Source organism: Rhizobium sp. NXC14, assembly GCF_002117485.1.
Classification (GTDB): Bacteria; Pseudomonadota; Alphaproteobacteria; order Rhizobiales; family Rhizobiaceae; genus Rhizobium.
The window spans coordinates 3,241,908-3,264,735 of record NZ_CP021030.1 but is presented as its reverse complement, the minus strand read 5'-3'; the positions used below and the strand labels follow the sequence as shown (position 1 = coordinate 3,264,735).

At 61.2% G+C, this 22,828-nt stretch carries 21 protein-coding genes and 2 pseudogenes; 13 read left to right on the top strand and 10 right to left on the bottom strand.

The features are described 5' to 3' along the window. Positions 1-24: 24 nt before the first annotated feature. A complete protein-coding gene (locus NXC14_RS16085; protein ID WP_085778984.1) occupies positions 25-801 on the bottom strand; it encodes a 3-hydroxybutyrate dehydrogenase in 777 nt (258 codons plus the stop codon). A 248-nt stretch (positions 802-1,049) separates the two neighbouring features. On the opposite strand from NXC14_RS16085, the gene glpK reads away from it, so the two are divergent. From glpK to sbmA, 9 genes and pseudogenes are all read left to right on the top strand, one after another. Next, on the top strand, positions 1,050-2,543 hold the full coding sequence (gene glpK / locus NXC14_RS16080) for a glycerol kinase GlpK (RefSeq protein ID WP_085778983.1): 1,494 nt from the start codon (positions 1,050-1,052) through the stop codon (positions 2,541-2,543). 110 nt (positions 2,544-2,653) lie between these two features. After that, entirely contained in the window at positions 2,654-3,028 is a 375-nt protein-coding gene (locus NXC14_RS16075; RefSeq protein ID WP_008530596.1) for a YciI family protein, read from the top strand. After that, positions 3,025-4,284: an RNA polymerase sigma factor gene (locus NXC14_RS16070; RefSeq protein ID WP_085778982.1), complete on the top strand. Its 1,260-nt coding sequence runs from the start codon at positions 3,025-3,027 to the stop codon at positions 4,282-4,284. The genes NXC14_RS16075 and NXC14_RS16070 overlap by 4 nt, the downstream gene beginning before the upstream one ends. Before the next feature lie 90 nt (positions 4,285-4,374). Continuing rightward, entirely contained in the window at positions 4,375-4,842 is a 468-nt protein-coding gene (locus tag NXC14_RS16065) for an SRPBCC family protein (RefSeq protein WP_085778981.1), read from the top strand. 177 nt (positions 4,843-5,019) lie between these two features. Beyond that, positions 5,020-5,302: pseudogene (locus NXC14_RS33400) on the top strand (GIY-YIG nuclease family protein); the annotation flags it as partial. A gap of 260 nt (positions 5,303-5,562) precedes the next feature. Continuing rightward, positions 5,563-6,624 carry an LLM class flavin-dependent oxidoreductase gene (locus NXC14_RS16055; protein ID WP_085780149.1) on the top strand — a complete coding sequence of 354 codons (1,062 nt, stop codon included), beginning with the start codon at positions 5,563-5,565 and terminating at the stop codon, positions 6,622-6,624. A gap of 81 nt (positions 6,625-6,705) precedes the next feature. Next, complete coding sequence (gene map / locus NXC14_RS16050; protein ID WP_085778980.1) at positions 6,706-7,464, top strand: type I methionyl aminopeptidase; 759 nt, start codon at positions 6,706-6,708, stop codon at positions 7,462-7,464. Positions 7,465-7,733: 269 nt separating this feature from the next. After that, positions 7,734-8,948, top strand: coding sequence for a YbfB/YjiJ family MFS transporter (locus NXC14_RS16045; RefSeq protein WP_085778979.1), 1,215 nt, complete (start codon positions 7,734-7,736; stop codon positions 8,946-8,948). A 123-nt stretch (positions 8,949-9,071) separates the two neighbouring features. After that, complete coding sequence (gene sbmA, locus NXC14_RS16040; protein WP_085778978.1) at positions 9,072-10,337, top strand: peptide antibiotic transporter SbmA; 1,266 nt, start codon at positions 9,072-9,074, stop codon at positions 10,335-10,337. Between the two features lie 177 nt (positions 10,338-10,514). Here sbmA and NXC14_RS16035 read toward each other — a convergent pair whose 3' ends face one another. Both NXC14_RS16035 and NXC14_RS16030 read right to left on the bottom strand, forming a co-directional pair. Further along, the gene (locus NXC14_RS16035) at positions 10,515-11,465 is read right to left on the bottom strand and encodes an IS110 family transposase (protein WP_085778977.1); all 951 of its coding nucleotides are present in this window, start codon (positions 11,463-11,465) and stop codon (positions 10,515-10,517) included. Between the two features lie 251 nt (positions 11,466-11,716). Next, positions 11,717-12,706 carry a polysaccharide deacetylase gene (locus NXC14_RS16030; protein ID WP_085778976.1) on the bottom strand — a complete coding sequence of 330 codons (990 nt, stop codon included), beginning with the start codon at positions 12,704-12,706 and terminating at the stop codon, positions 11,717-11,719. 121 nt (positions 12,707-12,827) lie between these two features. On the opposite strand from NXC14_RS16030, the gene NXC14_RS16025 reads away from it, so the two are divergent. The 3 genes from NXC14_RS16025 (at position 12,828) to der (ending at position 15,638) form a co-directional block, all read left to right on the top strand. Then, the gene (locus NXC14_RS16025; protein ID WP_085778975.1) at positions 12,828-13,412 is read left to right on the top strand and encodes an NnrU family protein; all 585 of its coding nucleotides are present in this window, start codon (positions 12,828-12,830) and stop codon (positions 13,410-13,412) included. 104 nt (positions 13,413-13,516) lie between these two features. Beyond that, positions 13,517-14,200: a tetratricopeptide repeat protein gene (locus NXC14_RS16020; protein WP_085778974.1), complete on the top strand. Its 684-nt coding sequence runs from the start codon at positions 13,517-13,519 to the stop codon at positions 14,198-14,200. 16 nt (positions 14,201-14,216) lie between these two features. Beyond that, on the top strand, positions 14,217-15,638 hold the full coding sequence (gene der / locus NXC14_RS16015) for a ribosome biogenesis GTPase Der (RefSeq protein ID WP_085778973.1): 1,422 nt from the start codon (positions 14,217-14,219) through the stop codon (positions 15,636-15,638). A 27-nt stretch (positions 15,639-15,665) separates the two neighbouring features. On the opposite strand, the pseudogene NXC14_RS33950 reads toward der, so the two are convergent. The 3 genes and pseudogenes from NXC14_RS33950 to NXC14_RS16000 form a co-directional block, all read right to left on the bottom strand. After that, positions 15,666-15,995, bottom strand: a pseudogene (locus tag NXC14_RS33950) (hypothetical protein); the annotation flags it as partial. Between the two features lie 73 nt (positions 15,996-16,068). Continuing rightward, entirely contained in the window at positions 16,069-17,250 is a 1,182-nt protein-coding gene (locus tag NXC14_RS16005; RefSeq protein ID WP_085778972.1) for a glycosyltransferase family 1 protein, read from the bottom strand. Positions 17,251-17,487: 237 nt separating this feature from the next. Then, positions 17,488-18,528 carry a glutamine synthetase beta-grasp domain-containing protein gene (locus NXC14_RS16000; protein WP_011426340.1) on the bottom strand — a complete coding sequence of 347 codons (1,041 nt, stop codon included), beginning with the start codon at positions 18,526-18,528 and terminating at the stop codon, positions 17,488-17,490. 432 nt (positions 18,529-18,960) lie between these two features. On the opposite strand from NXC14_RS16000, the gene gstI reads away from it, so the two are divergent. Next, positions 18,961-19,152: a glutamine synthetase translation inhibitor GstI gene (gstI, locus tag NXC14_RS15995; RefSeq protein WP_085780148.1), complete on the top strand. Its 192-nt coding sequence runs from the start codon at positions 18,961-18,963 to the stop codon at positions 19,150-19,152. 78 nt (positions 19,153-19,230) lie between these two features. Here gstI and NXC14_RS15990 read toward each other — a convergent pair whose 3' ends face one another. From NXC14_RS15990 to NXC14_RS15975, 4 genes are all read right to left on the bottom strand, one after another. Beyond that, positions 19,231-20,118, bottom strand: a complete 888-nt coding sequence (locus NXC14_RS15990; protein WP_245362160.1) for a sugar kinase — start codon at positions 20,116-20,118, stop codon at positions 19,231-19,233. 220 nt (positions 20,119-20,338) lie between these two features. Beyond that, entirely contained in the window at positions 20,339-20,680 is a 342-nt protein-coding gene (locus NXC14_RS15985; RefSeq protein WP_011426337.1) for a hypothetical protein, read from the bottom strand. Between the two features lie 167 nt (positions 20,681-20,847). Next, the gene (locus NXC14_RS15980; protein ID WP_085778970.1) at positions 20,848-21,834 is read right to left on the bottom strand and encodes an oligopeptide/dipeptide ABC transporter ATP-binding protein; all 987 of its coding nucleotides are present in this window, start codon (positions 21,832-21,834) and stop codon (positions 20,848-20,850) included. Further along, a complete protein-coding gene (locus tag NXC14_RS15975) occupies positions 21,827-22,828 on the bottom strand; it encodes an ABC transporter ATP-binding protein (RefSeq protein WP_085778969.1) in 1,002 nt (333 codons plus the stop codon). The genes NXC14_RS15980 and NXC14_RS15975 overlap by 8 nt, the downstream gene beginning before the upstream one ends.

Here is a 22,828-nt window from a genome sequence, read left to right as displayed (position 1 = left end):
TTCCCGGTTGTCTTTTCCAAATGGTTAGGCCGCCGTCCAGCCACCGTCAATCGAGATGTGGGTTCCCGTCACCTGGCGGGCGGCGTCACTGGCGAGGTAGAGCGACAGCGCGCCGATCTCCTCGGCCTTGACGAATTCACGCGTCGGCTGCGCCTTGAGGATGACTTCGCTTTTCACCTGCTCCTCGGTTATGCCGCGGGCCTTGGCGGTATCGGGTATCTGCTTTTCGACGAGCGGCGTCAGCACATAGCCCGGGCAGATGGCGTTGACCGTCACGCCGAATTCGGCAAGTTCCAGCGCCGCTGTCTTCGTCAGTCCTAATATACCATGTTTTGCCGCCACATAGGCGGATTTGAACGGGGAGGCGACGAGGGCGTGAGCCGAGGCGATGTTGATGATGCGGCCATGCTTCTTTGCCTTCATCAGCGGAATGGCGGCGCGCATGGTGTGAAAGGAGCTCGACAGGTTGATGGCGATGATCTGGTCCCATTTTTCGATCGGGAAATCCTCGATCTTCTCGACATGCTGAATGCCTGCATTGTTGACGAGGACATCGACGCTGCCGAAGGTTTTTGCGGCCGTTTCGATCAGGTCGGCGATCTCGGGGGGCTTGGTCATGTCGGCCGGATGATAGATCGCCCGGCCTTTCGATACCGATTCAAGTCGCTCGACGATCGCCTTGATTTCATCGGCATTTCCAAACCCGTTGATGACGACGTTGTCGCCGGTTTCGGCGAAGGCGGTGGCGATCGCAAGGCCGATGCCGCTGGTGGAACCGGTGACGACGACTGATCTGCTCATGCTGTTTCTCCCTGAATGCCGATGCTGCGTCGCAGCGTTAGCCGCGAGGTTATTCCCAAAGCCGGCTGGCTGGCAATTCCGCTTTATTGGCTTTTCTCGCCCGCATCCGTCTCCTTGTCATGATAATCAGCCTGGAGCAGTTCCGTTTTCTCCGAATCGCGGAAATGCTCTATTTCATTGTTCCACGCAATTCCGGGCGCAAAACCGCTGCGCACTTTTGCTGGAATTGCTCTAGGGAGAAGGATTTCATGAGCGGATATGTTCTGGCGATTGATCAGGGAACGACGTCGACACGGGCTATCGTTTTTGATGGCGACATGCTGGTCGTCGGCAAGGGCCAGAAGGAATTCACTCAGATCTATCCGCGATCCGGCTGGGTGGAGCATGATCCCGAGGAGATCTGGGACTCGGTCGTCACCACCGTCACGATGGCGCTGAGCGAAGCGAAGCTGACGGCGAAGGACATCGCCGCGCTTGGCATCACGAACCAGCGCGAGACCGTGGTGGTCTGGGAGCGCGAGACCGGCCGGCCGATCCAGAACGCCATCGTCTGGCAGGACCGGCGCACGGCAAGCTATTGCGACAACCTGAAACGGCAGGATCTGGAGCGGGTTTTCACAAAAAGGACCGGACTCATCCTCGATCCCTATTTCTCAGGCACCAAGCTCTCCTGGATGCTCGCCAATGTGAAGGGGGCGCGGACGCGCGCGGCCAGAGGCGATCTCTGCTTCGGTACGATCGACACCTTCCTGATCTGGCGGCTGACCGGCGGCAAGAGCTTCGTGACCGATGCCACCAACGCTTCACGCACACTGATGTACAACATTGCCGAAAATGCATGGGACGAGGATCTGCTCGACATTCTGAGAGTGCCGGCCGCTATGCTGCCGGAGGTCAAGGACTGCGCTGCCGATTTCGGCACGGTCGATCCGGAGATTTTCGGCGCGGCTATCCCGATCCTCGGCGTCGCCGGTGATCAGCAGGCGGCAACTATCGGTCAGGCCTGCTTTGCGCCCGGCATGCTGAAATCGACCTACGGCACCGGCTGTTTCGCGCTGCTCAATACCGGCGCCGATATGGTGCGTTCGAAAAACCGGCTGCTGACCACCATTGCCTACCGCCTGAACGGCGAGACGACCTATGCGCTCGAAGGTTCGATCTTCATCGCGGGTGCTGCCGTGCAATGGCTGCGGGACGGGCTTCGCATCATCGATAGTGCTGCCGAGACCAATGCGCTTGCCGAAAAGGCCGATCCCACGCAGGAGGTCTATCTCGTCCCGGCCTTCACCGGGCTTGGCGCGCCATATTGGGATGCCCAGGCGCGCGGCGCGATTTTCGGGCTGACGCGCAACAGCGGCCCTGCGGAGCTTTCCCGGGCGGCGCTCGAAGCCGTCTGTTACCAGACTCGGGACCTGCTCGATGCCATGCAGAAGGACTGGAAGAATGGTGCTGAGGATACGGTGCTCCGCGTCGACGGCGGCATGGTCGCCTCCGATTGGACGATGCAGCGCCTCGCCGACCTGCTCGACGCTCCTGTCGACCGCCCGGTGATCCTGGAGACCACCGCCTTGGGTGCGGCCTGGCTCGCCGGCAGCCGGGCGGGGGTGTGGCCGGATAGGGATGGGTTTTCGGCAACTTGGAAACGCGACTGGCGGTTCGAGCCCGACATGGACGAGAAGGTGCGGACGGCAAAGATCAAGGGCTGGAAGAATGCAGTCAGGCGGACATTGAGCGAAGGCTAGCCTTCGGTAAGAGCCGTGGTTCCTGCAATCGCCGCTGAGCTGGATATTTTTTTGATGCGGCCTGTCGGGTAAGCGGTTACTCCTTCGTCATTCGGAAAGAGGAGTGACCGATGCTTTATGCAATCCTTTGTTACGCCCATGAGGAAACCGTCTTCGCCTGGAGCAAGGAGGAGGAGGCTGCCGTCATGGAGAAGCTTTACGCTGTGCAGGAGCCGCTTGCCAAAGCCGGCAAGCTGGGCCCCGTCGGCCGGCTCATGCCGACGACGGCGGCGACGACCGTGCGCAAGGGCAAGGACGAAGCTCTGGTGATTGACGGGCCGTTCGCGGAAACGAAAGAGGCGCTTCTCGGCTTTTACGTGGTTGACTTCGATACGCTCGACGAGGCGGTCGCCTTCTCGAAACAGCTATCCTCGGTCAATCCCGGCTCCACCTCTTACGAAATTCGGCCTTTCTACGTGTTCCGGCCGGGAGATGCTGCATCATGACCGACATTGCCTGGATCGACCTCGCGCTTGCCTCTGCCCGGCCGAAGGCGCTCGGCGCGCTGCTACGCTATTTCCGCGATCTCGACACCGCGGAAGAGGCGTTCCAGGAGGCGTGCCTGAGGGCGATCCGGACCTGGCCGGAGAAAGGGCCGCCGCGCGATCCGACGGCCTGGCTCATCTTCGTCGGGCGCAACAGCGGTATCGATGCGGTGCGCAAACGCTCGAAGCTGCAGGCGCTGCCGGACGAGGACGTCATTTCCGATACCGAGGATGCCGAAAGCGACATTGTCGAGCGGCTGGATGATGCCAATTATCGCGACGATATCCTGCGGCTTCTCTTCATCTGCTGCCATCCCGATCTGCCGGCGACCCAGCAGATCGCGCTGGCGCTGCGCATCGTCTCCGGCCTTTCGGTGACACAGATCGCGCGCGCATTCCTTGTCTCCGAAAGCGCCATGGAGCAGCGCATCACCCGGGCCAAGGCGCGTGTCGCGAAGGCGGGGGTGCCTTTCGAAACGCCGAGCCCTGAGGAGAGGGCCGAGCGTCTTTCGATCGTCAGCACGATGATCTATCTCATCTTCAACGAGGGCTACAGTCAGGCGGATCCCGAACATGAGGCGGCCGCCTTCAGCGACGAGGCGATCCGGTTGGGACGGCTGATGCTGCACATCTTTCCGTCGGAACCGGAGTTGATGGGGTTGCTTGCGCTCATGCTTCTGCAGATATCGCGCCGCCCGGCGCGCTTCAGCGCCGGAGGAGAGATCGTGCTGCTCGAGGATCAGGACCGCTCTCTCTGGAATCAGCTTTTCATCAATGAGGCCCTGGCGCTCCTCGACAAGGCGCTGCGCCACCGCCAACCTGGCCCCTACCAGCTTCAGGCTGCCATCGCCGCCGTCCATTCCCGCGCGAAACGGGCCGAAGACACCGACTGGACGGAAATCGATCTGCTTTACCGCGCGCTGGAGCGTGTTCAGCCGTCGCCTGTCGTAACGCTTAATCGCGCGGTCGTCGTTTCCAAGCTGCAAGGGCCGCAGGCGGCGCTGGATCTCATCGATCCGCTCGGCGAGAAGCTCGGGGGCTATTTCTATTATCACGGTCTGCGGGGCGGGCTGCTGAAGCAGCTTGGCTTGACCAGCCAAGCGCGCGAAGCCTTCGACCATGCCATCGCGCTTGCCCATTCGGCGGCGGAAGCCGCCCATATCCGCCGGCAGATCGACAAGATGCAGGAAGAGGCGGCGCAGCCGATTGCAAATTAATTTCGGCGTGCTGTCGGAACGGCGAAGTTTGACACGTCCTCATAACAACCTGATACGAAACGGGTTTCACTCAAACGGAGAGATGTTGAAATGACCGCCAGCACGCAACATGAACTCGTCCTTGTTCGCGAATTCGACGCTTCGCGCGAGAAGATTTACAAAGCCTGGACCGATCCGGACCTGCTGAAGCAATGGTTCGTGCCGCGCCCCTGGGGTGTGGCGGAAGCAACGCTCGACGTGCGGCCCGGCGGCTCCAGCGTCGTCGTCATGCAGGATCCCGAGGGCAATCAGTATCCGAACCGCGGCGTCTATCTGGAGGTGGTCGAGAACGAGAAGATCGTCTTCACCGACGCCTATAGCAGCGCCTGGGTGCCGGCTGACAAGCCTTTCTTCACCGGCGTCATCCTGCTGGAAGACCTCGGCAACGGCAGGACGAAATATACGGCCAGGGCGCTGCACTGGCGCGCCGAGGACAAGGAAGCGCACGAGAAGATGGGCTTCCATGAGGGATGGGGCAAGGCCGCGGACCAGCTGGCGGAACTGCTGGCGACGATGTGATTGCTGCGGACGGCGAGGGGTAGGCCTCGCCTTCCCGACGCTTCAAGTGCGGCGTGAGGTTGCTTGGAAGATGATTCCGCTGGGGCTTGGAAGTCGTTGAATTCAGATTCGAAATGGGGATTCGGGCGCGTCGGTGTCTCTGTCGACTTGGGATCTATCCTGTGCCAATCTGCTGTTATGAAAGGGTACGTCTATATCCTCGCATCCGCAGGCAACGGCACGCTCTATACCGGCGTGACGCGTTGCCGGCCGGCTATACGAGCATCAGAATGAGCTGACGCCGGGTTTTATGTCGAAGTAGGGTGTCAAGACGCTGGTGTGGTTCGAAGAACATGACCTGCTGACGACAGCGATCACCCGTGAAAAGACGGTTAAGAAATTGCCGCGACTGTGAAAGCTCAATCTGATCGAGCGGGAGAATCCCGAATGGGAGTACATTTCATTTCATATCTTGGGCCTGGAGAGGATGAGTCTCCTGTCGCGCGGACAACGACTGCTGGATTCCTGTGACAAGCACAGGAATCCAGCAGCGTCGTGTCTACGGCGCAATGACTCTTTAAATCGTCCTGTCTTCACCCAATCATACCGCGCAGTTGGTGCCCGTCGAGCCCGTGAAAACTAACGCCTATCAAGATTCTCGAACGATCCGTTCCACAATTTGTGTTTGCGCTCCATCACCTCCATCCTTATCTCCGGATCGAGTTCAACACGATGCCGATGATGGAACTGGGGCTTTACACATTCGCCGATGTCAATCCTAATCCCTCCCGCAGTAAGGGAGCTGAGGGGGCCGAGCGGCTGAAGCATCTGATCGAGGAGATCGAGCTTGCCGATCAAGTGGGGCTCGACGTCTTCGGACTCGGCGAACATCATCGGCCGGATTATGCGGTATCGGCCCCCGCCGTGGCGTTGGCGGCTGCGGCCGTCAAAACCAAAAACATCCGGCTGACCAGCGCCGTGACGGTGCTCTCCTCCGACGATCCGGTGCGGGTGTTCCAGCAGTTTTCGACACTTGATCTCATTTCCAACGGCCGTGCCGAGATCATGGCAGGGCGTGGCTCTTTCATCGAGTCCTTCCCGCTGTTCGGCTACAATCTCGAGGATTACGACCAGCTGTTCGAGGAGAAGCTCGATCTGCTGCTGGCGTTGCGCGACGACGAGACTGTCACGTGGAAGGGGGAGCTTCGCGCGGCGATCAACGGACGCGGTGTCTATCCGAGGCCGCTGCAGGATCCGCTGCCGCTGTGGATCGCGGTTGGCGGCACACCGCAGTCGGTGGCGCGCGCCGGCGCACTCGGACTGCCGGTGGCGCTCGCGATCATCGGCGGCGAGCCGCGCCGGTTTGCGCCGCTGTTCGATCTCTACCGCGAGGCGGCGCGCCGGGCGGGGCAGGATCAGGCGAAACTGAAGACCAGCATCAATGTCCATGGCTTCATCGCCGACACGACCGAGAGAGCGGCTGACCAGTTCTACGGTCCTCAGGCCGAGGTAATGAACCGTATCGGCCGCGAGCGCGGCTGGGGACCGACGAGCCGTGCGCATTTCGATCTGTCGCGCGGGCCGAACGGCGCGCTCTTCGTCGGCGGCCCCGAAGCGGTTGCGGAAAAGATTATCGCCCATCACGCGATATTCAAGAACGACCGCTTCCTGCTGCAGATGGCGATCGGCTTGATGCCGCATGATCAGATCATGCACGGCATCGAGCTCTACGGGACAAAAGTCGCGCCGATCGTCAGAAAGGCATTGACTGAAAGGGGCGAAGGGGCGAAAGCCACGGCTTGATTAGCGCAATTCCTCAGCGCGTCCTGCCGGACGCGTGCTCTAAGGCGGCCGCGGCCGTCGCGTGCAGGCCGGATGAGACGAATGGTAATCGCAAACGACGATGAACTGACAAAGCTCAAAGAGATCGGCCGGATCTGCGCCAACGCCATCCAGGTGATGGCGGCGGCGATGGAGCCGGGCATGACGACGCTGGAGCTCGACCGGATCGGCCGCAAGGTGCTCGAGGATTCCGGCGCGCGCTCGGCGCCGGAGTTCTGTTACCAGTTTCCCGGTGCCACCTGTATCAGCGTCAACGAAGAAATCGCCCACGGCATTCCAGGTGCGCGTGTCATCCAAGCCGGCGACCTGATCAATATCGACGTCTCGGCGGAAAAGGACGGCTTCTTCGCAGATACCGGCGCTTCCTTTGCGATGCCGCCGGTCAAGCCGAAGATCGAACGCCTCTGCCGCGACGGCAAGCGGGCGCTCTGGGTGGGGCTCAATCAGGTGAAAGCGGGCGAACCTCTGGCAAAGATCGGCACCGCCGTCGGCGCTTTCGCGCAGAAGAACCGCTATACGCTGGTCGCCAATCTGGCGAGCCACGGAGTCGGCCGCTCGCTGCACGAGGAGCCGGCCGAGCTCTCGACCTGGCCGGATCCGTCGGAAAAGCGAGTGACGACAGATGGCCTCGTCTTCACCGTCGAGCCGTTTCTTTCGCTCGGCGCGACCTGGGCCGAAGGCGGCGACGATGCGTGGACGCTTTATGCCGATCCGAAGGCGCCGACTGTGCAATTCGAGCACACGGTGGTTGCGACGCGGAATGGGCCGGTGATTTTGACGCTGCCGGATGGGCGGGTGTAGGGTTTCATCGTCAGCGCGCCCGCCTCGTCCTTCGAGGCCCCTGCGGGCGCCTCAGGATGAGACTCTCTTGGAGGCTGTGCCCATATTCCTGCGCCCGCGGTCATAAGCGCGGCATCCTCCCAAGCCGCTCATGCTGAGGTGCGCAGCCCATAGGGCGAAGCCTCGAAGCACGCCGTAACGCCGCTCCTTGCATCCATCGAACTCGGAGCGCTCACCTCATCCATCGACTTTCGCAGAATTGATCAATCAATCAGAAATAGTCGTTTGCGATGCCGGTGCTGCAGGGCGATAAGCGCTGCATGCTTTCTCGCCCACCCCATTCTTTACCAAACTTAGTTTCGACGGCCGCCGCTGGCGCCGTAGCCATGGCGGCGGCCATGGGCTTCGGGCGCTTCTCCTACACACCGATCCTGCCCGGCATGATGAGCGGCGTGCCGCTTTCTGCGGCCGATGCCGGTTTTATCGCGTCGGCGAATTTCGTCGGCTATCTCGTCGGCGCCGTGCTGGCGGCCTATGGCTGGGCGACGGGCCGCGAACGGCTGGTGGCGCTTGCGGCATTGCTGGCCAACGCAATCCTGCTCGCCGCAATGGCCGCCACCGATTCCGTTGCGGTCTTTGCCGTCATCCGGTTCTTCGCCGGTCTCGCCAGCGCTTTTGCGATGGTCTTCACTTCGTCGATCGTGCTGAGCCACGGTGCTGCTGCCGGCAATGACCATGTGCAGGCGGCGCATTTCGGCGGGCCTGGAGCGGGCATTGCGCTTTCGTCGGTCATGGTGCTCCTGATTGGTCTTGGCTTTCACGATGAGCCGGGCGGCTGGCGCGCCGATTGGATCGGCGGAGCGCTCTATTGCGCGGCAAGTCTCGCCGTCGTCTGGTGGCTCTTGCCCACGGCGCCGGCACAAACAGCGCGAACGGGCAAGGAACCGGCGCTCAACTGGAGCCGGCCGATGTTGCTTGTCACGCTCTCCTACGGCCTGTTCGGCTTCGGCTACGTCATCACGGCGACCTTCCTAGTCACCATCGCCCGCATGGCGGCGACGGGAGCTTTCGTCGAATTTCTCTGCTGGTTCATTGCCGGTGTGACAGCGGCGGTGGCACTGTTTGCCTGGAAGCCGCTTGTCAGGCCGATCGGGCTCGGCGGCGTCTATGTCGCGGCGCTTCTCATCGAGGCCGCCGGTGTGCTCGCCACCGTAGCGCTGCCGCCCTCGGTCGCGCCGCTGATCGGCGGGGCGCTGTTCGGGGCGACGTTCCTTGCGATCACTGCCTACGGGCTGCAGATCGGCCGCAAGCTTTCCCCGGAGAGTCCGCGGCGGATCCTGGCGATGATGACGGCGGCCTTCGGCGTCGGCCAGATCGTCGGGCCGATTGTTGCCGGCTGGATTGCCGAACGCTCGGGCAGCTTTACCCTGCCGACGGTGATCGCTGCCGCAGCACTTCTTGTCTGCGCGGCGCTCGTAATGCCCGTCGTCAGGAAAATCGCCTAACCGGTTACATCTGCGTAACAATCGGCCAAACCCATTGCTGCTTCCTTCGAACTGCCGTAGTTTCCGGCACAATCAGTGTTCCGACACTCCCGAGACTCTCAGTTCAGGAAAGCAAAGCCCCCCGTGTTTCATTCCTTCTTTCCCCAGCCGAAACCTTTCTTCATTTCGCTTGTCGTCTGGACGCTGATTTCAATATTGGGCTGGTATTTCTTCGCGGCCGGTCTCGGCGCGTCGCTTGGCTTTGCGCCGGTTCCCGAAGAGCAGCAGCCGATTGATCTTTCCTTCTTCTTGCTGCCCGAAAATGTCTGGTTCTACAGCTATTTCTTTCTCTCAGCGCTGATCTTCTGCGGCGCCTGGCATCTGATAGCGCGCAATCATCCCTGGAAGCTGTGGTCGATCTGGGGTTCGGCGCTCATCATTTTCGTGACCTATTTCGGCGTGCAGATCACGGTCGTGATCAACAATTGGCGCCGGCCGTTCGGCGATCTTCTGCAGAACGCCTTGTCGAAGCAGCCGGGCATTTCAGTGGATAATTTCTACAGCCTGATGTGGGTCTTCTGTCAGATCGCGTTCCTGAGCATGTTCGTGTCGATCATGACCGACTTCTTCACGAGCCACTACATCTTCCGCTGGCGCGCCGCGATGAACGATTTCTATATGTCGAAGTGGGAAAAGCTGCGTCACATCGAAGGCGCTTCACAGCGCGTGCAGGAAGACACTATGCGTTTTTCGAGTACGCTCGAAGGTCTCGGCATCAGCCTCATCAATTCGGTGATGACGCTTGTGGTCTTCCTTCCGATCCTTCTGGCGCTGTCGCATTATGTGACCGAACTACCGGTCATCGGACCGCTGGCGAATTCGCTCTTCTGGTTGGCGCTCTTCTGGTCGGCATTCGGCACGTTGCTTCTGGCGGTCGCCGGTATCAAGCTGCCGGGCCTGAACTTCCGCAATCAGCGCGTCGAAGCCGCCTATCGCAAGGAACTCGTCTACGGCGAGGATCATGCGGACCGGGCGCAGCCGCTGACGGTGAGGGAGCTTTTCAACAACGTACGGCGCAACTATTTCCGCATGTATTTCCACTACATGTATTTCAATGTCGCCCGCTATTTCTACATTCAGGCGGACGCGCTCTTCGTGATCTTCATGCTGGTGCCGACGATCGTGGCCGGGACGATCACTTACGGTATCTTCCAGCAAATCTCGACGGCCTTCGGCCAAGTCAGCAACTCGTTCCAGTATCTGGTCAATTCTTGGACGACGATCATCGAGCTGCTCTCCATTCACAAGCGCCTCAAGGCATTCGAGGCGGCCATCGACGACGAGCCGTTGCCGGCCATCGATCGGCACTATCTGGAACGCGAGGCGGGTGTCGTGCATGCGGATGGTTGATGGGTAGAGCCTGCCCCTGATCGAAACGTCGGCGTGTGCGGCCCCCTCATCCGCCTGCCGGCACCTTCTCCCCGGGGGAGAAGGGACTCGAGGCAGCCCCTCGTGATTATCCATTTCTTGAGAACATATCCGGCGACATCTCGATACCCCCTTCTCCCCAGCGGGGAGCAACCATGTTTAATTCTTGCGGTGTTGTGGCGTCCATTCGGTCTTGCGAAAGAGGATTGTGTTGGCGAGAACGATGAGTTTTCGGGCGACGGCTATAACGGCGCGCAGGTGCTCCTTTCCGCTCTGACGCAAGCGCGTGTAGAAAGCGGCGAGATCCGGATTGTGCCGGGTTGCCGTGAATGCGCACATGAACAGGCTCTTTCGCAGGCGTTCGCGACCACCCGGGATGCGGCGTCTGCCGTGATATTTTCCGCTATCGTCGTCATAGGGTGCGACGCCGGCAAGGGCGGCGATCTCGGCGCGGCTGGCATGGCCGAGTTCGGGTAGCCGAATGATCAAGCACAGGGCGCTGCGCAGCCCGATCCCCTTGATGGAGATCAGCAGATCGAGCCGTTGCGCCAGGTCGCAATCGTCGCGAACCGTCTTTTCGAGCCGCAGCAGATGGGCCTTGCGGCAGGTTTCGAGGCGGGCGACCTCGCGCAGGTGGCGGCGTTTGATCGCCTCCGACAAGGCGGTCTCGGCAGAGGTCTTGACCAGCGCGATCTGCTGCTCGATCTGTTCCAGATAGGTCAGTTCGGCGGCCAACTTGTCGAAGCGTGCGTCCGGCAGCGCCGGCAACTGCTCCAGACTTGCCGTGAACAACGCAATCAGCACGGCATCGAGCCGATCGTTCTTGGCCCGCTTGAGCCGGCTCTTGGCAAAGAAGCGCAACTGCGCCGGCTGCAGACGCGCCGCCGGCCGCTTGCCGGCCCGCAGATGCGCCAGCAGCCGCCATTCATAGCCGCCGGAGGCTTCGAGGCCGATGCGGCTGACGTCATGCTCTCGAAGAAAGGCGTCAAGCGCCTTCAGGCCAGCGGTGTCGTACGTGACCCTCAGCCTTGCCTTACCGGGATGGAGGGCAATGTCGAGATGGCTTTTGCCGACATCGATTCCGGCACAAATCATGCTATTATCGGTCATCTTCGTCGTCCCTGTCTTGGATACGAACCCCAAGGTTCCTGCAACCACACGGGCCAGATGAAGAGCCGGTTGCGATCCTGCTCCCCACAGCCCAAAACGGCTAAGAAGGTGACGATCCGACAACCAGCTGCCGGGCGGGCGGCCACCCGCCCGGCAAGCATCAATATCCTACATTTTTCTTATCCAAGAAGGTGCCGGCAGGCGGATGAGGGGGTTACACGGCACCCCCGGTCGTTCTCAAAAGGCGCCCATCAGAGCCCTGACGTCTGCTGCAGTTTCCCGCGTGCTTCGATCATCGGGATCGCTTCCGAATAGCTGACGCAGGCCACGTCCGCCCGGTGGCAGATGTCGCTGACCAGGCGGTCAAGCGCGCGCCAGTAGGCGCCGCCGTTCATTTCGACGAAATGGAAGCCGAGCTGGAGGGGGATGCGGTCGCCGTTATACTGGCGGTCGAAAACCTGGGAGAAGGCGGCGTAGGCGCGGTCCTCGAATGCCTTCGTATCCGCGCTGTCCTCCTGACCCTTGGAATGGCGAACGAAGAGGTTGTAGTCCATGCCGATGACCGGCTTTTCGCTGGGGCCTTCGGGAATCAGGGGGAGGCCGAAGCGGAGGATGCCGTCTTCCTCGACAGGCATCGCCGGGCCTTTGGTCACGAGGCTTGCGTCATAGGTGAAGCCCGCCTTCTTTTCGGCGGCGATCATGTCGGCGCCCGCCGTCGCCGAGAGATAGGGGGCGCGAAAGCCTTTGATGCCATGGTCGACCAGATCCTGCCAGCCGGCGGGTTCTTCGAGGCCGACGCTCTTCCAGGCATTTTGCAACGTAGCATGGAAGGTCGCGTATTCGGCTGACCAGTCGGCTGCGCTCCAGAGGCGGCCGTCAAAATGGCCGCAGGCATGGCTTGCTATGTCGTGCCCTTCAAGATGTGCATGCCAGATATTGCCGAGGCGCTCGCGGATCTCGTCGTCACTCTGGGCAAAACCGACATTGGATTTTCCGCGTTTCTGGTGCGGCGCCTGGTAGGCTCTCTTCGCCGCCTCGTTCATCAGGAAGGTGCAGGAAAGGAAATAGGTGAAGTGGGCGCCGTTCTTCGCCGCCATCTCGCGGCTCTTCAGCCAGAGCGCGTTGTCATGGGCGCCGTCGAAAGAGATGATGACGAGTTGCTTCGGCCGGTCGGCCGCGTTTGCCGCCGCGGGAAGAACGAGGGAGGCGACCAGACAGGTGGCGAGGAGAGGACGAGACATGGGCACCGCGACAATTTGTTCGCGGTTTCCCTCCGATAGAATTGCGGCGAAGCTGCGGTCACAACTGGCATTTTTTCCCGCCAGCCGCTAAGCAATGTCAAACTGCACGGAAGGGACCGCAATGGTACTGCTTATCATCGGCATCATACTTTTTCTCGGTGTGCATCTGGTGCGGGTGGTGGCTCCTGGCCTGCGCCGCTCGATGATCGCAAGCCTCGGCGAGAAGGGTTGGCGGGCCGGGTATTCGATCGCGAGCATTCTCACGCTGATCCTCCTGATCTACGGTTTCGGCCAGGCGCGGCAGGTGACCGGCATGCTTTACAATCCGCCAGTGTGGACGGCGCATATCGCCATCACGCTGATGCTGATCGCGATGATCTGTCTCGTCGCCTCGCTGCTGCCGGCGGGGCATATAGCTACCAAGACCAAACATCCGATGGTGCTGTCGTTGAAGATCTGGGCGCTGGCGCATCTGCTCGCCAATGGCGAGACGTCGTCGGTCCTGCTGTTTGGGGCGTTTCTTGCCTGGGGCGTGATCGTGCGCATTTCGCTCAAGCGCCGCGAGCGGGCGGGCGAAATCACGCTTCGGCCCTTCGTCTCGGCCAAGTACGACCTCTATGCTGCCGTCATCGGTATCCTCGTCTGGGCGCTGATCATCTGGAAGCTGCACGAATGGCTGATCGGCGTTTCACCGCTCGCTACGTGACGAATCTTTCACATCCCCCTTACAACGGCGGCAAAATGGAGTAGAAGGCCGGGCAATGCGCATTTTGCGCAAAGTTATGGGTATTTCCGCGGCCGGAGACGAGAATGGCATTTAACGACGACAGCTTCATCCGTGAGGTCAATGAGGAATTGCGGTCCGACCAGATGAAGGGCGCCTGGCGCCGGTTCGGCCGCTATATTATTGTCGTCGCAATCCTGATCGTCGCCGGCACCGCCGGCAAGGTTCTCTACGAATATTGGGATGATACCCGCTCCTCCGGCGCCGGCGACCAGTTTTTGGCAGCGATGAAGCTTGCCGACGAGAACAAGAACGACGAGGCGCTGGCCGCGCTTGAAAAGCTGGAAAAGGAAGGCCATGGCGCCTATCCGGTGCTGGCGCGCATGCGGGCCGCGACCGTCCAGGCGCAGAAGGGCGATGCTGCTGCTGCAATCGCCGCCTTCAACGAGATCGGCAAAGACAACGGCGTGCCGGCTGCCGTGCGCGATGTCGCCAAAATGCGCGCGGGCTGGCTGCTGATCGAGAACGGTTCCTATGAGCAGGTTTCAGCCGCGATCGAAGAAATGGCCGTGCCGAGTAACGCCTTCCGTCATTCGGCGCGCGAAGCACTCGGTCTGGCCGCCTACAAGGCCGGCAACATGGCGCAAGCGCGGCAATGGTTCCAATCGATTGTCGACGACACCGGCAGCCCGCGTCCTGTTGCCAATCGGGCTCAGATGATGCTTGATCTCATTACCGCATCCGGCAAGGCGCCCGCCGCGCAGGGCTGAGTTTTAAGGAAAAAGAATGAGTTTCACGGTCGCCATCGTCGGTCGTCCGAATGTCGGCAAGTCGACGCTTTTCAACCGTCTGGTGGGCAAGAAGCTTGCGCTCGTCGATGATACACCCGGCGTGACGCGCGACCGCCGGCCGGGTGATGCGCGGCTGATGGGGCTGACCTTTACGATTATTGACACGGCCGGTCTGGAAGAAGCCGACGAGGAGAGCCTGCAGGGCCGCATGCGCGCGCAGACCGAAGCGGCAATCGACGAGGCCGATCTTTCGCTTTTCGTCGTCGACGCCAAGAACGGGCTGACACCGGTCGATACGGCGCTTGCCGAAATGCTGCGCCGGCGCGGCAAGCCGGTCGTGCTCGTCGCCAACAAATCCGAAGCGCGCGGCTCCGACAGCGGCTTCTATGACGCCTATACACTGGGGCTGGGCGAGCCGACGCCGATTTCGGCCGAGCACGGGCAAGGCATGCTCGATTTGCGCGACGCGATCGTCGAGGCGATTGGCAAGGACAGGGCCTATGCCAAGGAGGATATTGCCGTCACGGACGTCGATATTCCCCACTCGGCTGATGAGGGTGAGGACGAGGACGAAGAGCCAGCTTATGACGAGACCAAGCCGCTGCGAGTGGCAATCGTCGGCCGGCCAAATGCGGGCAAATCGACGCTGATCAATCGCTTTCTCGGCGAGGATCGGCTTTTGACCGGCCCGGAAGCAGGCATCACCCGCGATTCCATCTCGGTCGAATGGGACTGGCGCGGCCGCACCATCAAGATGTTCGATACAGCTGGCATGCGCCGCAAAGCGCGGGTGACGGAGAAGTTGGAAAAACTTTCCGTCGCCGATGCGCTGCGCGCCATCCGTTTTGCCGAAACAGTCGTCATCGTTTTCGATGCGACAATCCCGTTCGAGAAGCAGGACCTGCAGATTGTCGACCTGGTGCTGCGTGAGGGCCGCGCGGCCGTGCTTGCCTTCAACAAATGGGACATGATCGAGGACCGCCAGGCGGTGCTTGCGGATCTCCGCGAAAAGACCGACCGGTTGCTGCCGCAGGCGCGCGGCATTCGCGCCGTGCCGATCTCCGGCCAGACCGGCTGGGGACTCGACAAGCTGATGCAGTCGATCATTGATACGGACAGGGTCTGGAACAAGCGGATCTCGACGGCGCGGCTCAATCGCTGGCTGGAGACGCAGCAGATCCAGCATCCGCCACCGGCTGTTTCCGGCCGCCGCATCAAGCTGAAATACATGACACAGGTCAAGGCCCGTCCGCCGGCCTTCATGATTTCCTGCACCCGCTCGGACGCGCTGCCGGAATCCTATACGCGCTACCTGATCAACGGGTTACGCGCCGATTTCGACATGCCGAGCGTGCCGATCCGCATCCATTTCCGTTCGCCTGATAATCCGTACGAATCGAAGAAGAGGCGGACGTAGGGCGCGCTTGCAATGATTGGTGGCCCATTAGGGGTGCGCCATGCGGCAGCCATCTGCAGGTGCTAACACGCTTCTATTCAGCGCCTCGCTCAGCGCTAAGATCTCGGATAGCAGCCCGCTGAAATCGACTGCATCAGGGCCGATCTCGGCGGCGATGCAGTCGGGGATGATGGTTTTTTCTTGTAGGCGCTTGCCTTCCCCGTCGGCCGAAGCGCGACCACGCGTTGGTCATCCTCGCGTCTGATGTAGCCGGCGCTTTTCCAGGCGTTCGAGCAATGGGGTCCGGGGGTCCGATTCCAGGAGGAGCTTTTCGCAGAGGCTGCCGACGCTCTGGCCTTCCTCGCCTCACAGCGCGACCCTGACGCCGGCCGTCCGCAGCACGATTGTGGTCGCGAACGATACGCTTCTAGACCTGCACAAAAGGGAACGATCAATCTCCAGAAGGGAGAGGCCCGGCGTTTTCGCCGGGCTTTCTGCTTCTTGGAAGCGACTTGGCAAATTGCCACGCCTTCTTCCATTTCGGCGTGATCACGCCGTTGGCGGCGCGAATGTTGTTGATGAACTGCTGCGTCGCCGCTTCCCAGGAATATTGCATGGCGAGCGCATGCGCCTTCTCGCGCGAAGCCGAGAGGGCAGCAAGGCAGGCGGCGCGCAGGTCCGTGTCGAGCGCGCCGACTTCGCTGTCTTCGCCGATGATGTCGAGAGGGCCGGTCACCGGGTAGGCGGCGACCGGCACGCCCGAGGCCAACGCTTCGAGAATGGTGTTGCCGAAGGTGTCGGTGAGCGAGGGGAAGACGAAGACGTCGGCCTGGGCATAGGCTTGCGCCAGCTCCTCGCCGAACCTTACGCCGGCGAAGAAAACATCGGGATATTGCTTTTCGAGCTCGGCGCGCGCCGGCCCATCGCCGACGACTACCTTCGAGCCCGGCAGATCGAGATCAAGGAAGGCCGGCAGATTCTTTTCTAATGCCACGCGACCGACGGTCATGAAGATCGGGCGCGCCAAGCCGAACGGCCTTTCCTCGAGCGCCATAGGGCGGAACTGCGCGGCGTCGATGCCGCGGCTCCAGGGCATGAGATTGCGGATGCCTTTTTCCGACAGTTCACGCGCAAGGCTCGGTGTCGCCACCATGCAGCCGGCGCCGCCATTGTGGAACCAGCGGATGAAGGAATAGAGCCAGCTCTTCGGGATCGGCAGGCGGGCCGCGACATATTCCGGGAAGCGGGTGTGGTAGCTCGTCGAAAACGGCATGCGGTTCTTCAGGCACCAGCGGCGGGCAGTGAGCCCCAGCGGCCCTTCGGTGGCGATATGCACGTAGGAGGGATTTTGCTTTGCGATCTCCCGGGCAATGCGGCGATAACTGGCGATCGACAGACGGATCTCGGGATAGGTGGGGCAGGGGATGCTGTTGAAACGCTCCGGCGTCACCATCCCAACCTCGACGCCCATCTTTGCCAGTTCGCGATTGGTGTTCTCGATCGAGCGCACCACGCCGTTCACCTGCGGATGCCAGGCATCGGTGACGATCACCAGCCGTTCCGGCAGTTTGCCGGCAGAGGTGGCATTGGCCCAGCTCTCGCCGCTGTAAGTGTTTGCCGGACGTTGCAGCATGTCGCGATTTCCATCCGCGTTGCAGTGATCTGTCAACGCTCAACCCCAAAGCGGGGTTCCGGAACGGCGATTCCCGCTTGCCTATTTTGAGGCATGACCATGATGGAAATATTACAGCCGCTTGCCAGTCTTTTCAGGCGTTTAGCGGTCCGATCGGCGCGAATATGTCAGCGGCCGATCATCATTTCAGGCAGAAAGAATGACGGCGCCGGTCGAGGACCGGCGCCGCTTGGGAGGTTAGGCGGCAGCGGAAGCCGAACCGGCGAGCGGAACTTCCGAGATCGTCTTCAGAACCTGGGAAGCGATCTGGTAGGGGCAGCCCTGCGAGTTCGGGCGGCGATCTTCCAGATAGCCCTTGTAGTCGTTCTTGATGAAGGAGTGCGGCACGCGGATCGAAGCGCCACGATCGGCAACGCCGTAGGAGAACTTGTTCCACGGAGCCGTCTCGTGCTTGCCGGTCAGGCGCTTGTCGTTGTCAGGACCGTAAACGTTGATGTGGTCCATCAGGTTCTTTTCGAACTGCGCCATCAGCGCTTCGAAGTAGGCCTTGCCGCCGACTTCGCGCATGTACTTAGTCGAGAAGTTGCAGTGCATGCCCGAGCCATTCCAGTCGGTGTCGCCGAGGGGCTTGCAGTGATACTCGATGTCGATGCCGTATTTTTCGGTCAGACGCTGCAGCAGGTAGCGTGCCATCCAGATCTGGTCGGCAGCCTTCTTGGAGCCCTTGCCGAAAATCTGGAATTCCCACTGGCCCTTGGCCACTTCGGCGTTGATGCCTTCGTGGTTGATGCCCGCAGCGAGGCAGAGATCGAGATGCTCTTCGACGATTTCACGGGCGACGTCGCCGACATTCGAATAGCCGACGCCGGTGTAGTAGGGGCCCTGCGGAGCCGGATAGCCCTGCTCGGGGAAGCCGAGCGGGCGGCCGTTCTGGTAGAAGAAATATTCCTGCTCGAAGCCGAACCAGGCGTCTTCGTCGTCGAGGATGGTGGCACGGGCGTTGCTCGGGTGCGGCGTGACGCCATCGGGCATCATGACTTCGCACATGACGAGAACGCCGTTGGTGCGGGCCGGGTCGGGATAGATGGCGACGGGCTTCAGCACGCAATCGGAGCTGCGGCCTTCGGCCTGCATCGTCGACGATCCGTCAAAGCCCCAGAGCGGAAGCTGTTCCAGCGTCGGGAAGGCGTCGAATTCCTTGATCTGCGTCTTGCCACGCAGGTTCGGTACCGGGGTGTACCCATCGAGCCAAATATACTCGAGCTTATATTTTGTCATCGTGACTCTCTCAATACGACGAAGGTGAGCAAACCCGGAGACGATCTGGGCGCGCAAACGCATCCGACCGCCAGGGGATGCACCTATTGAAGCACGTAGCGTGCCAGTTTGATCGCGGGCGAAAGAAAAATTGTAAATCAGCCGGTCAATCCGCGCTTTTCCTTTCTCGAAGGAAGCCCGTTTGAACGATCGAAGATTGATTCATCAGGAGGATAGAGAGGTTTTCTGCCTCGGAACCGGATGAAAAATTGGGCGTTAATCTGAAACGGTGAAGTGTTGAACAAATAGGCGGAAGCTTCAGCCATAGACAGCATATGGATCAATCATTAGTTAGATCATGCATTTATTTTGTGCAATTTGCATAAACGATGTGCATCATGCTATGGTCGCGGTCCTGATGTCGATGCGCCGAACGGAATGGAGGCGAGTCTCATGCCCACCGGTTTCCATCGTGAATCCGCGACGATTTACCAGTTTCCCGTCAAGCCGACGCGGGCCGCAAGCCGGTTCGAACGCGCCAGGCTGATGGAGCGCGAGGCGGCTGATGTCTGCGACGCCGCGCTCGATAGCTGCTGGTATCATGACGAGGCCGTTCGCGAGGCAGATCGGCCGACGAAGTCCTGATTTTCATCCCTTAGGGGGAGGCATGCCGACAAGGCGGGGAGCGCCCGCGCATGGCATATGTACGGTCGTGCGCGGGCTTCAGGCGCCGCTCAACCCGAGCTTCTCTCTTGCAATCAACGCCCCATGCTCACTGACGACGCGAGCCGCAACGCCTGCGGCGAAGCGCGCAGCGGCCGGCGCGTCTTGACTCTCGAGATATCGTGCGAGAAAGGCACCATTGAAACTGTCGCCGGCGCTGGTGGTGTCGACGACGTTCTCGACCTTTTCGGCCGGCACGAAGGTCTCCTCGCCGCCGAAATTCAAGGTAACGCCGTCTGCGCCATTTTTGACCACGACATCGAGAGCGCCCAGCGCGCGGTAGCGATGGATGGTCGCCTCGATGGAATCGTCGCCGAAATGGGCGGCCTCGTCGTCAAAGCTCGGCATGACGAACACGGAGGAGCGGGCGCCTTCGCTAATCGTCGCATGCATCACGTCGTAGCTCGACCAGAGGCGTGGACGGATGTTGGGGTCGAAAACCACGAGCTTGCCGGCTGCCTTGGCGCGACGGATTTCGGCGAGCAGCGTTGCGGCATCCTCCTGCGGCAGGATGGCAAGGGTGATGCCGGAGAAATAAACGACGTCAGCGCTTTCCACCGCCTCGCGTAGATGATCCGGATCGGCAGCCAGGCTGCGGGCGGCCGAACTGTCGCGCCAATAGCTGAAGGAGCGTTCGCCGTTCTTCAGATTGATCATGTAGAGGCCCGGCGTCTTGCCCTTGACGCGGCGGATGAGGTTCGTGCCGATACCCGCTCCGGCGATAAAAGCAGCCATCTCGTCCGACATGGCGTCGTCTCCGAGCGCGGTGAAATAATCGACTGACCAACCGGGGCCGAGGCAAGCGCGGGCATACCATGCGGTATTGAAGGTATCGCCGGCAAAACCCTTGCGCAGCAGGCCGTCGCCGGCCTGCGAGAGCTCCACCATGCATTCACCGATCGACAGAAACCGTCTTCCGTTCACCTTGTCCTCCCGGCATCGGAGCGCCGTTGATGCAACAGGCCGCTCTATCGCTTCGAATTAACGCTTCATCCGCTGATACGCGGAGCCGGGCGGAGTGACAAGCGTCGATATTGCAAGCGCCATTGCGACAAGGAACCGAAAGCCGCCTTCGCGGGCAAGCGAAGGCGGCAAGCGCGAAAGGTGTTTATTCGTGGATGGTGTAGCTGCCGAGCGCGCAAAGATCCTGCGTGTCTTCGGTGGTGTCGAGGTCCGAGTCTTCGTCGAATTCGAAGCGCATGTCGTATTTGCAGACGGTACGGCCGTCGGCGATGGTGATGTTCACGGTCTCGCCTGGATTGAGGACATCCTCGCCGAACACGTCTTCTTCCCAGCTGTTGACGCCTGTCGGCGAACTGTAGAAGCGTGTCAGGACGGACTTGGTCCCGTTGGTGAGCTGGAATTTCAGATCTTCGGCATGTGACGATACGGCGGAGGTGGCGATGATCGCAGCGGCAAGCGCGATCAATCCTGATAGTTTCGATTTCATATTGCGTTCCCCAAGCCCATGATTGGGCGGAGGCAGGGATAACATGCGCGCATCTAAATCTTTGTTATCGGAGATTATAGATTCCGACGCATGTGTGTTTTGGCCGATTCACCGCAAAGGGGACGTGACAAGTGTTACGAGTGAAGGCCGCTTCATGCGGCCTCCACTCACGGCCGGTCCATATGATAGCAGGCCGCCTTCTGACCGGGACGAACCTCTTCGGTCGGCGGCATTTCCGTGCGGCAGATGTCGGTCGCCTTCCAGCAGCGGGGAGAGAAGACGCAGCCTTTCGGCGGGTTGAGCGGCGAGGGCGGATCGCCCTGCAGGCGGATGCGGGTGCGCAGGCGCGCAAGCTTCGGATCCGGGATCGGTGCGGCGGAAAACAGCGCCTGTGTATAGGGGTGAGCGGGATGATCGAAGACAGTGGCGCAGTCGCCTGATTCCACCACGCGGCCGAGATAGAGTACCAGCACATCATCGGAGATCAGGCGCACGACCGAGAGGTCGTGGCTGATGAAGATCAGCGTCAGGCCGAACTCCCTACGCAGCCTGCGCAGAAGCGTGATGACCTGGCCCTGGATTGAAACGTCGAGGGCCGAAACGGGCTCGTCACAGACAATGAGCTTCGGTTTGGTGATGATCGCACGCGCAATGCCGATGCGTTGCGCCTGGCCGCCGGAGAATTCGTGCGGATAGCGGTTGATCATCTCCGGCACCAGGCCGACGGCGCCCATGATTTCGCGCACGCGCTGGGTACGCTCGGCCTTCGAAAGCTTCGGTTCGAAGACAGTGAGCGGTTCGGCGATGATGTCTCCAACCGTCATGCGCGGGTCGAGCGAGGCGATCGGATCCTGGAAGATGATCTGCATGTCGCGGCGAGCGACACGCATTTCCTCCTCCGTGAGGTCGAGAAGATTGCGGCCCTGCCAGAGGATGCGGCCCTTCTGCGATTTCAAGAGCCGCAGAATGGACCGGCCGAGTGTGGATTTGCCGCAGCCGGATTCGCCGACAACACCGAGCGTGCGGCCTTCGGCGAGATCGAAGCTGACATTGTTGACGGCGGTAAGGAAGACCGGCGGCTTGAAGAGGCCTTTCGCCGGCAGTTCGAACTGGGTGGTGAGGTTCTCGACCCTGAGCAGCGAGCGATCAGCCATGGTTCAGCAACTCCTCACGGCGCGGAAACGGATGGTAACAGGCCGCACAGTGGCGCGGCGCCAACGGTTCGAGGGAAGGCGGACGGTCGATGCAATCGTCCTGGACCTGCGAACAGCGCGGCGAAAAATTGCAGCCCTTCGGCAGGTGCTGCAGGTTCGGTGGGCGGCCGGGGATGACGACGAGATCATCGACATCCTGGTCTGGGCGCGGGATCGAGGCATGCAGCGCGGCCGTATAAGGATGGGCGGGACTATCGAAGAGTTCGTCGACCGGCGCCTCCTCGACGATGCGGCCGGCATACATTACGGCGACGCGGTCGGCGAGACCGGCAACGACGCCAAGATCGTGGGTGATCATGATAAGCGCCGTGTTCATCTCCGCCGTCAGATCGTTGAAAAGGTCGAGGATCTGCGCCTGGATGGTCACGTCGAGCGCCGTCGTCGGCTCGTCGGCGATCAGGAGCTTCGGCTTGGTGAGCAGCGCCATGGCGATGACGATGCGCTGACGCATGCCGCCTGACAGTTCGTGCGGATAGAGGTGGAAGCGCCGCGTCGGGTCGGGGATGCCGACGCGTTTCAGCATGTCGAGGGCAGCGTCCGAAGCGGCGCGCGACGTCAGGCCGCGGTGAACCTCCAACTGTTCCGTCAGCTGCCGCGAAATCTTCAGCGACGGGTTCAGCGCTGTCATCGGGTCCTGAAAGACCATGGCCATGTCCTTGCCGCGGATCTGGTCGAGCTCGCGCGGTTTCAGCGACAGCACGTCCTTGCCTTCGAGCAGCGCCTGTCCCGCCGTCCGGCCGTTCTTGGCAAGCAGGCCCATGATGCCGAGGAAGGTCTGGCTCTTGCCGGAGCCGGACTCGCCGACGATGGCGATGCGCTCGCCGCGCCGCACCGTGAGGTTCATGTTGGAGACCGCCTTCACCTCGCCGTCGGGCGTTGCGAAGGTGATCGAGTAATCCTTGAGTTCGAGCAGGATGTCTTTTTCTTGGAGCAT

What these genes read in the sequence shown, in the direction of transcription:
- NXC14_RS16085 (WP_085778984.1), bottom strand. Translation starts at nt 801, where the DNA reads ATGAGCAGATCAGTCGTCGTCACCGGTTCCACCAGCGGCATCGGCCTT.
- glpK (WP_085778983.1), top strand. Translation starts at nt 1,050, where the DNA reads ATGAGCGGATATGTTCTGGCGATTGATCAGGGAACGACGTCGACACGG.
- NXC14_RS16075 (WP_008530596.1), top strand. Translation starts at nt 2,654, where the DNA reads ATGCTTTATGCAATCCTTTGTTACGCCCATGAGGAAACCGTCTTCGCC.
- NXC14_RS16070 (WP_085778982.1), top strand. Translation starts at nt 3,025, where the DNA reads ATGACCGACATTGCCTGGATCGACCTCGCGCTTGCCTCTGCCCGGCCG.
- NXC14_RS16065 (WP_085778981.1), top strand. Translation starts at nt 4,375, where the DNA reads ATGACCGCCAGCACGCAACATGAACTCGTCCTTGTTCGCGAATTCGAC.
- NXC14_RS16055 (WP_085780149.1), top strand. Translation starts at nt 5,563, where the DNA reads ATGGAACTGGGGCTTTACACATTCGCCGATGTCAATCCTAATCCCTCC.
- map (WP_085778980.1), top strand. Translation starts at nt 6,706, where the DNA reads ATGGTAATCGCAAACGACGATGAACTGACAAAGCTCAAAGAGATCGGC.
- NXC14_RS16045 (WP_085778979.1), top strand. Translation starts at nt 7,734, where the DNA reads ATGCCGGTGCTGCAGGGCGATAAGCGCTGCATGCTTTCTCGCCCACCC.
- NXC14_RS16035 (WP_085778977.1), bottom strand. Translation starts at nt 11,465, where the DNA reads ATGACCGATAATAGCATGATTTGTGCCGGAATCGATGTCGGCAAAAGC.
- NXC14_RS16030 (WP_085778976.1), bottom strand. Translation starts at nt 12,706, where the DNA reads ATGTCTCGTCCTCTCCTCGCCACCTGTCTGGTCGCCTCCCTCGTTCTT.
- NXC14_RS16025 (WP_085778975.1), top strand. Translation starts at nt 12,828, where the DNA reads ATGGTACTGCTTATCATCGGCATCATACTTTTTCTCGGTGTGCATCTG.
- NXC14_RS16020 (WP_085778974.1), top strand. Translation starts at nt 13,517, where the DNA reads ATGGCATTTAACGACGACAGCTTCATCCGTGAGGTCAATGAGGAATTG.
- der (WP_085778973.1), top strand. Translation starts at nt 14,217, where the DNA reads ATGAGTTTCACGGTCGCCATCGTCGGTCGTCCGAATGTCGGCAAGTCG.
- NXC14_RS16005 (WP_085778972.1), bottom strand. Translation starts at nt 17,250, where the DNA reads ATGCTGCAACGTCCGGCAAACACTTACAGCGGCGAGAGCTGGGCCAAT.
- NXC14_RS16000 (WP_011426340.1), bottom strand. Translation starts at nt 18,528, where the DNA reads ATGACAAAATATAAGCTCGAGTATATTTGGCTCGATGGGTACACCCCG.
- gstI (WP_085780148.1), top strand. Translation starts at nt 18,961, where the DNA reads ATGCCCACCGGTTTCCATCGTGAATCCGCGACGATTTACCAGTTTCCC.
- NXC14_RS15990 (WP_245362160.1), bottom strand. Translation starts at nt 20,118, where the DNA reads ATGGTGGAGCTCTCGCAGGCCGGCGACGGCCTGCTGCGCAAGGGTTTT.
- NXC14_RS15985 (WP_011426337.1), bottom strand. Translation starts at nt 20,680, where the DNA reads ATGAAATCGAAACTATCAGGATTGATCGCGCTTGCCGCTGCGATCATC.
- NXC14_RS15980 (WP_085778970.1), bottom strand. Translation starts at nt 21,834, where the DNA reads ATGGCTGATCGCTCGCTGCTCAGGGTCGAGAACCTCACCACCCAGTTC.
- NXC14_RS15975 (WP_085778969.1), bottom strand. Translation starts at nt 22,828, where the DNA reads ATGCTCCAAGAAAAAGACATCCTGCTCGAACTCAAGGATTACTCGATC.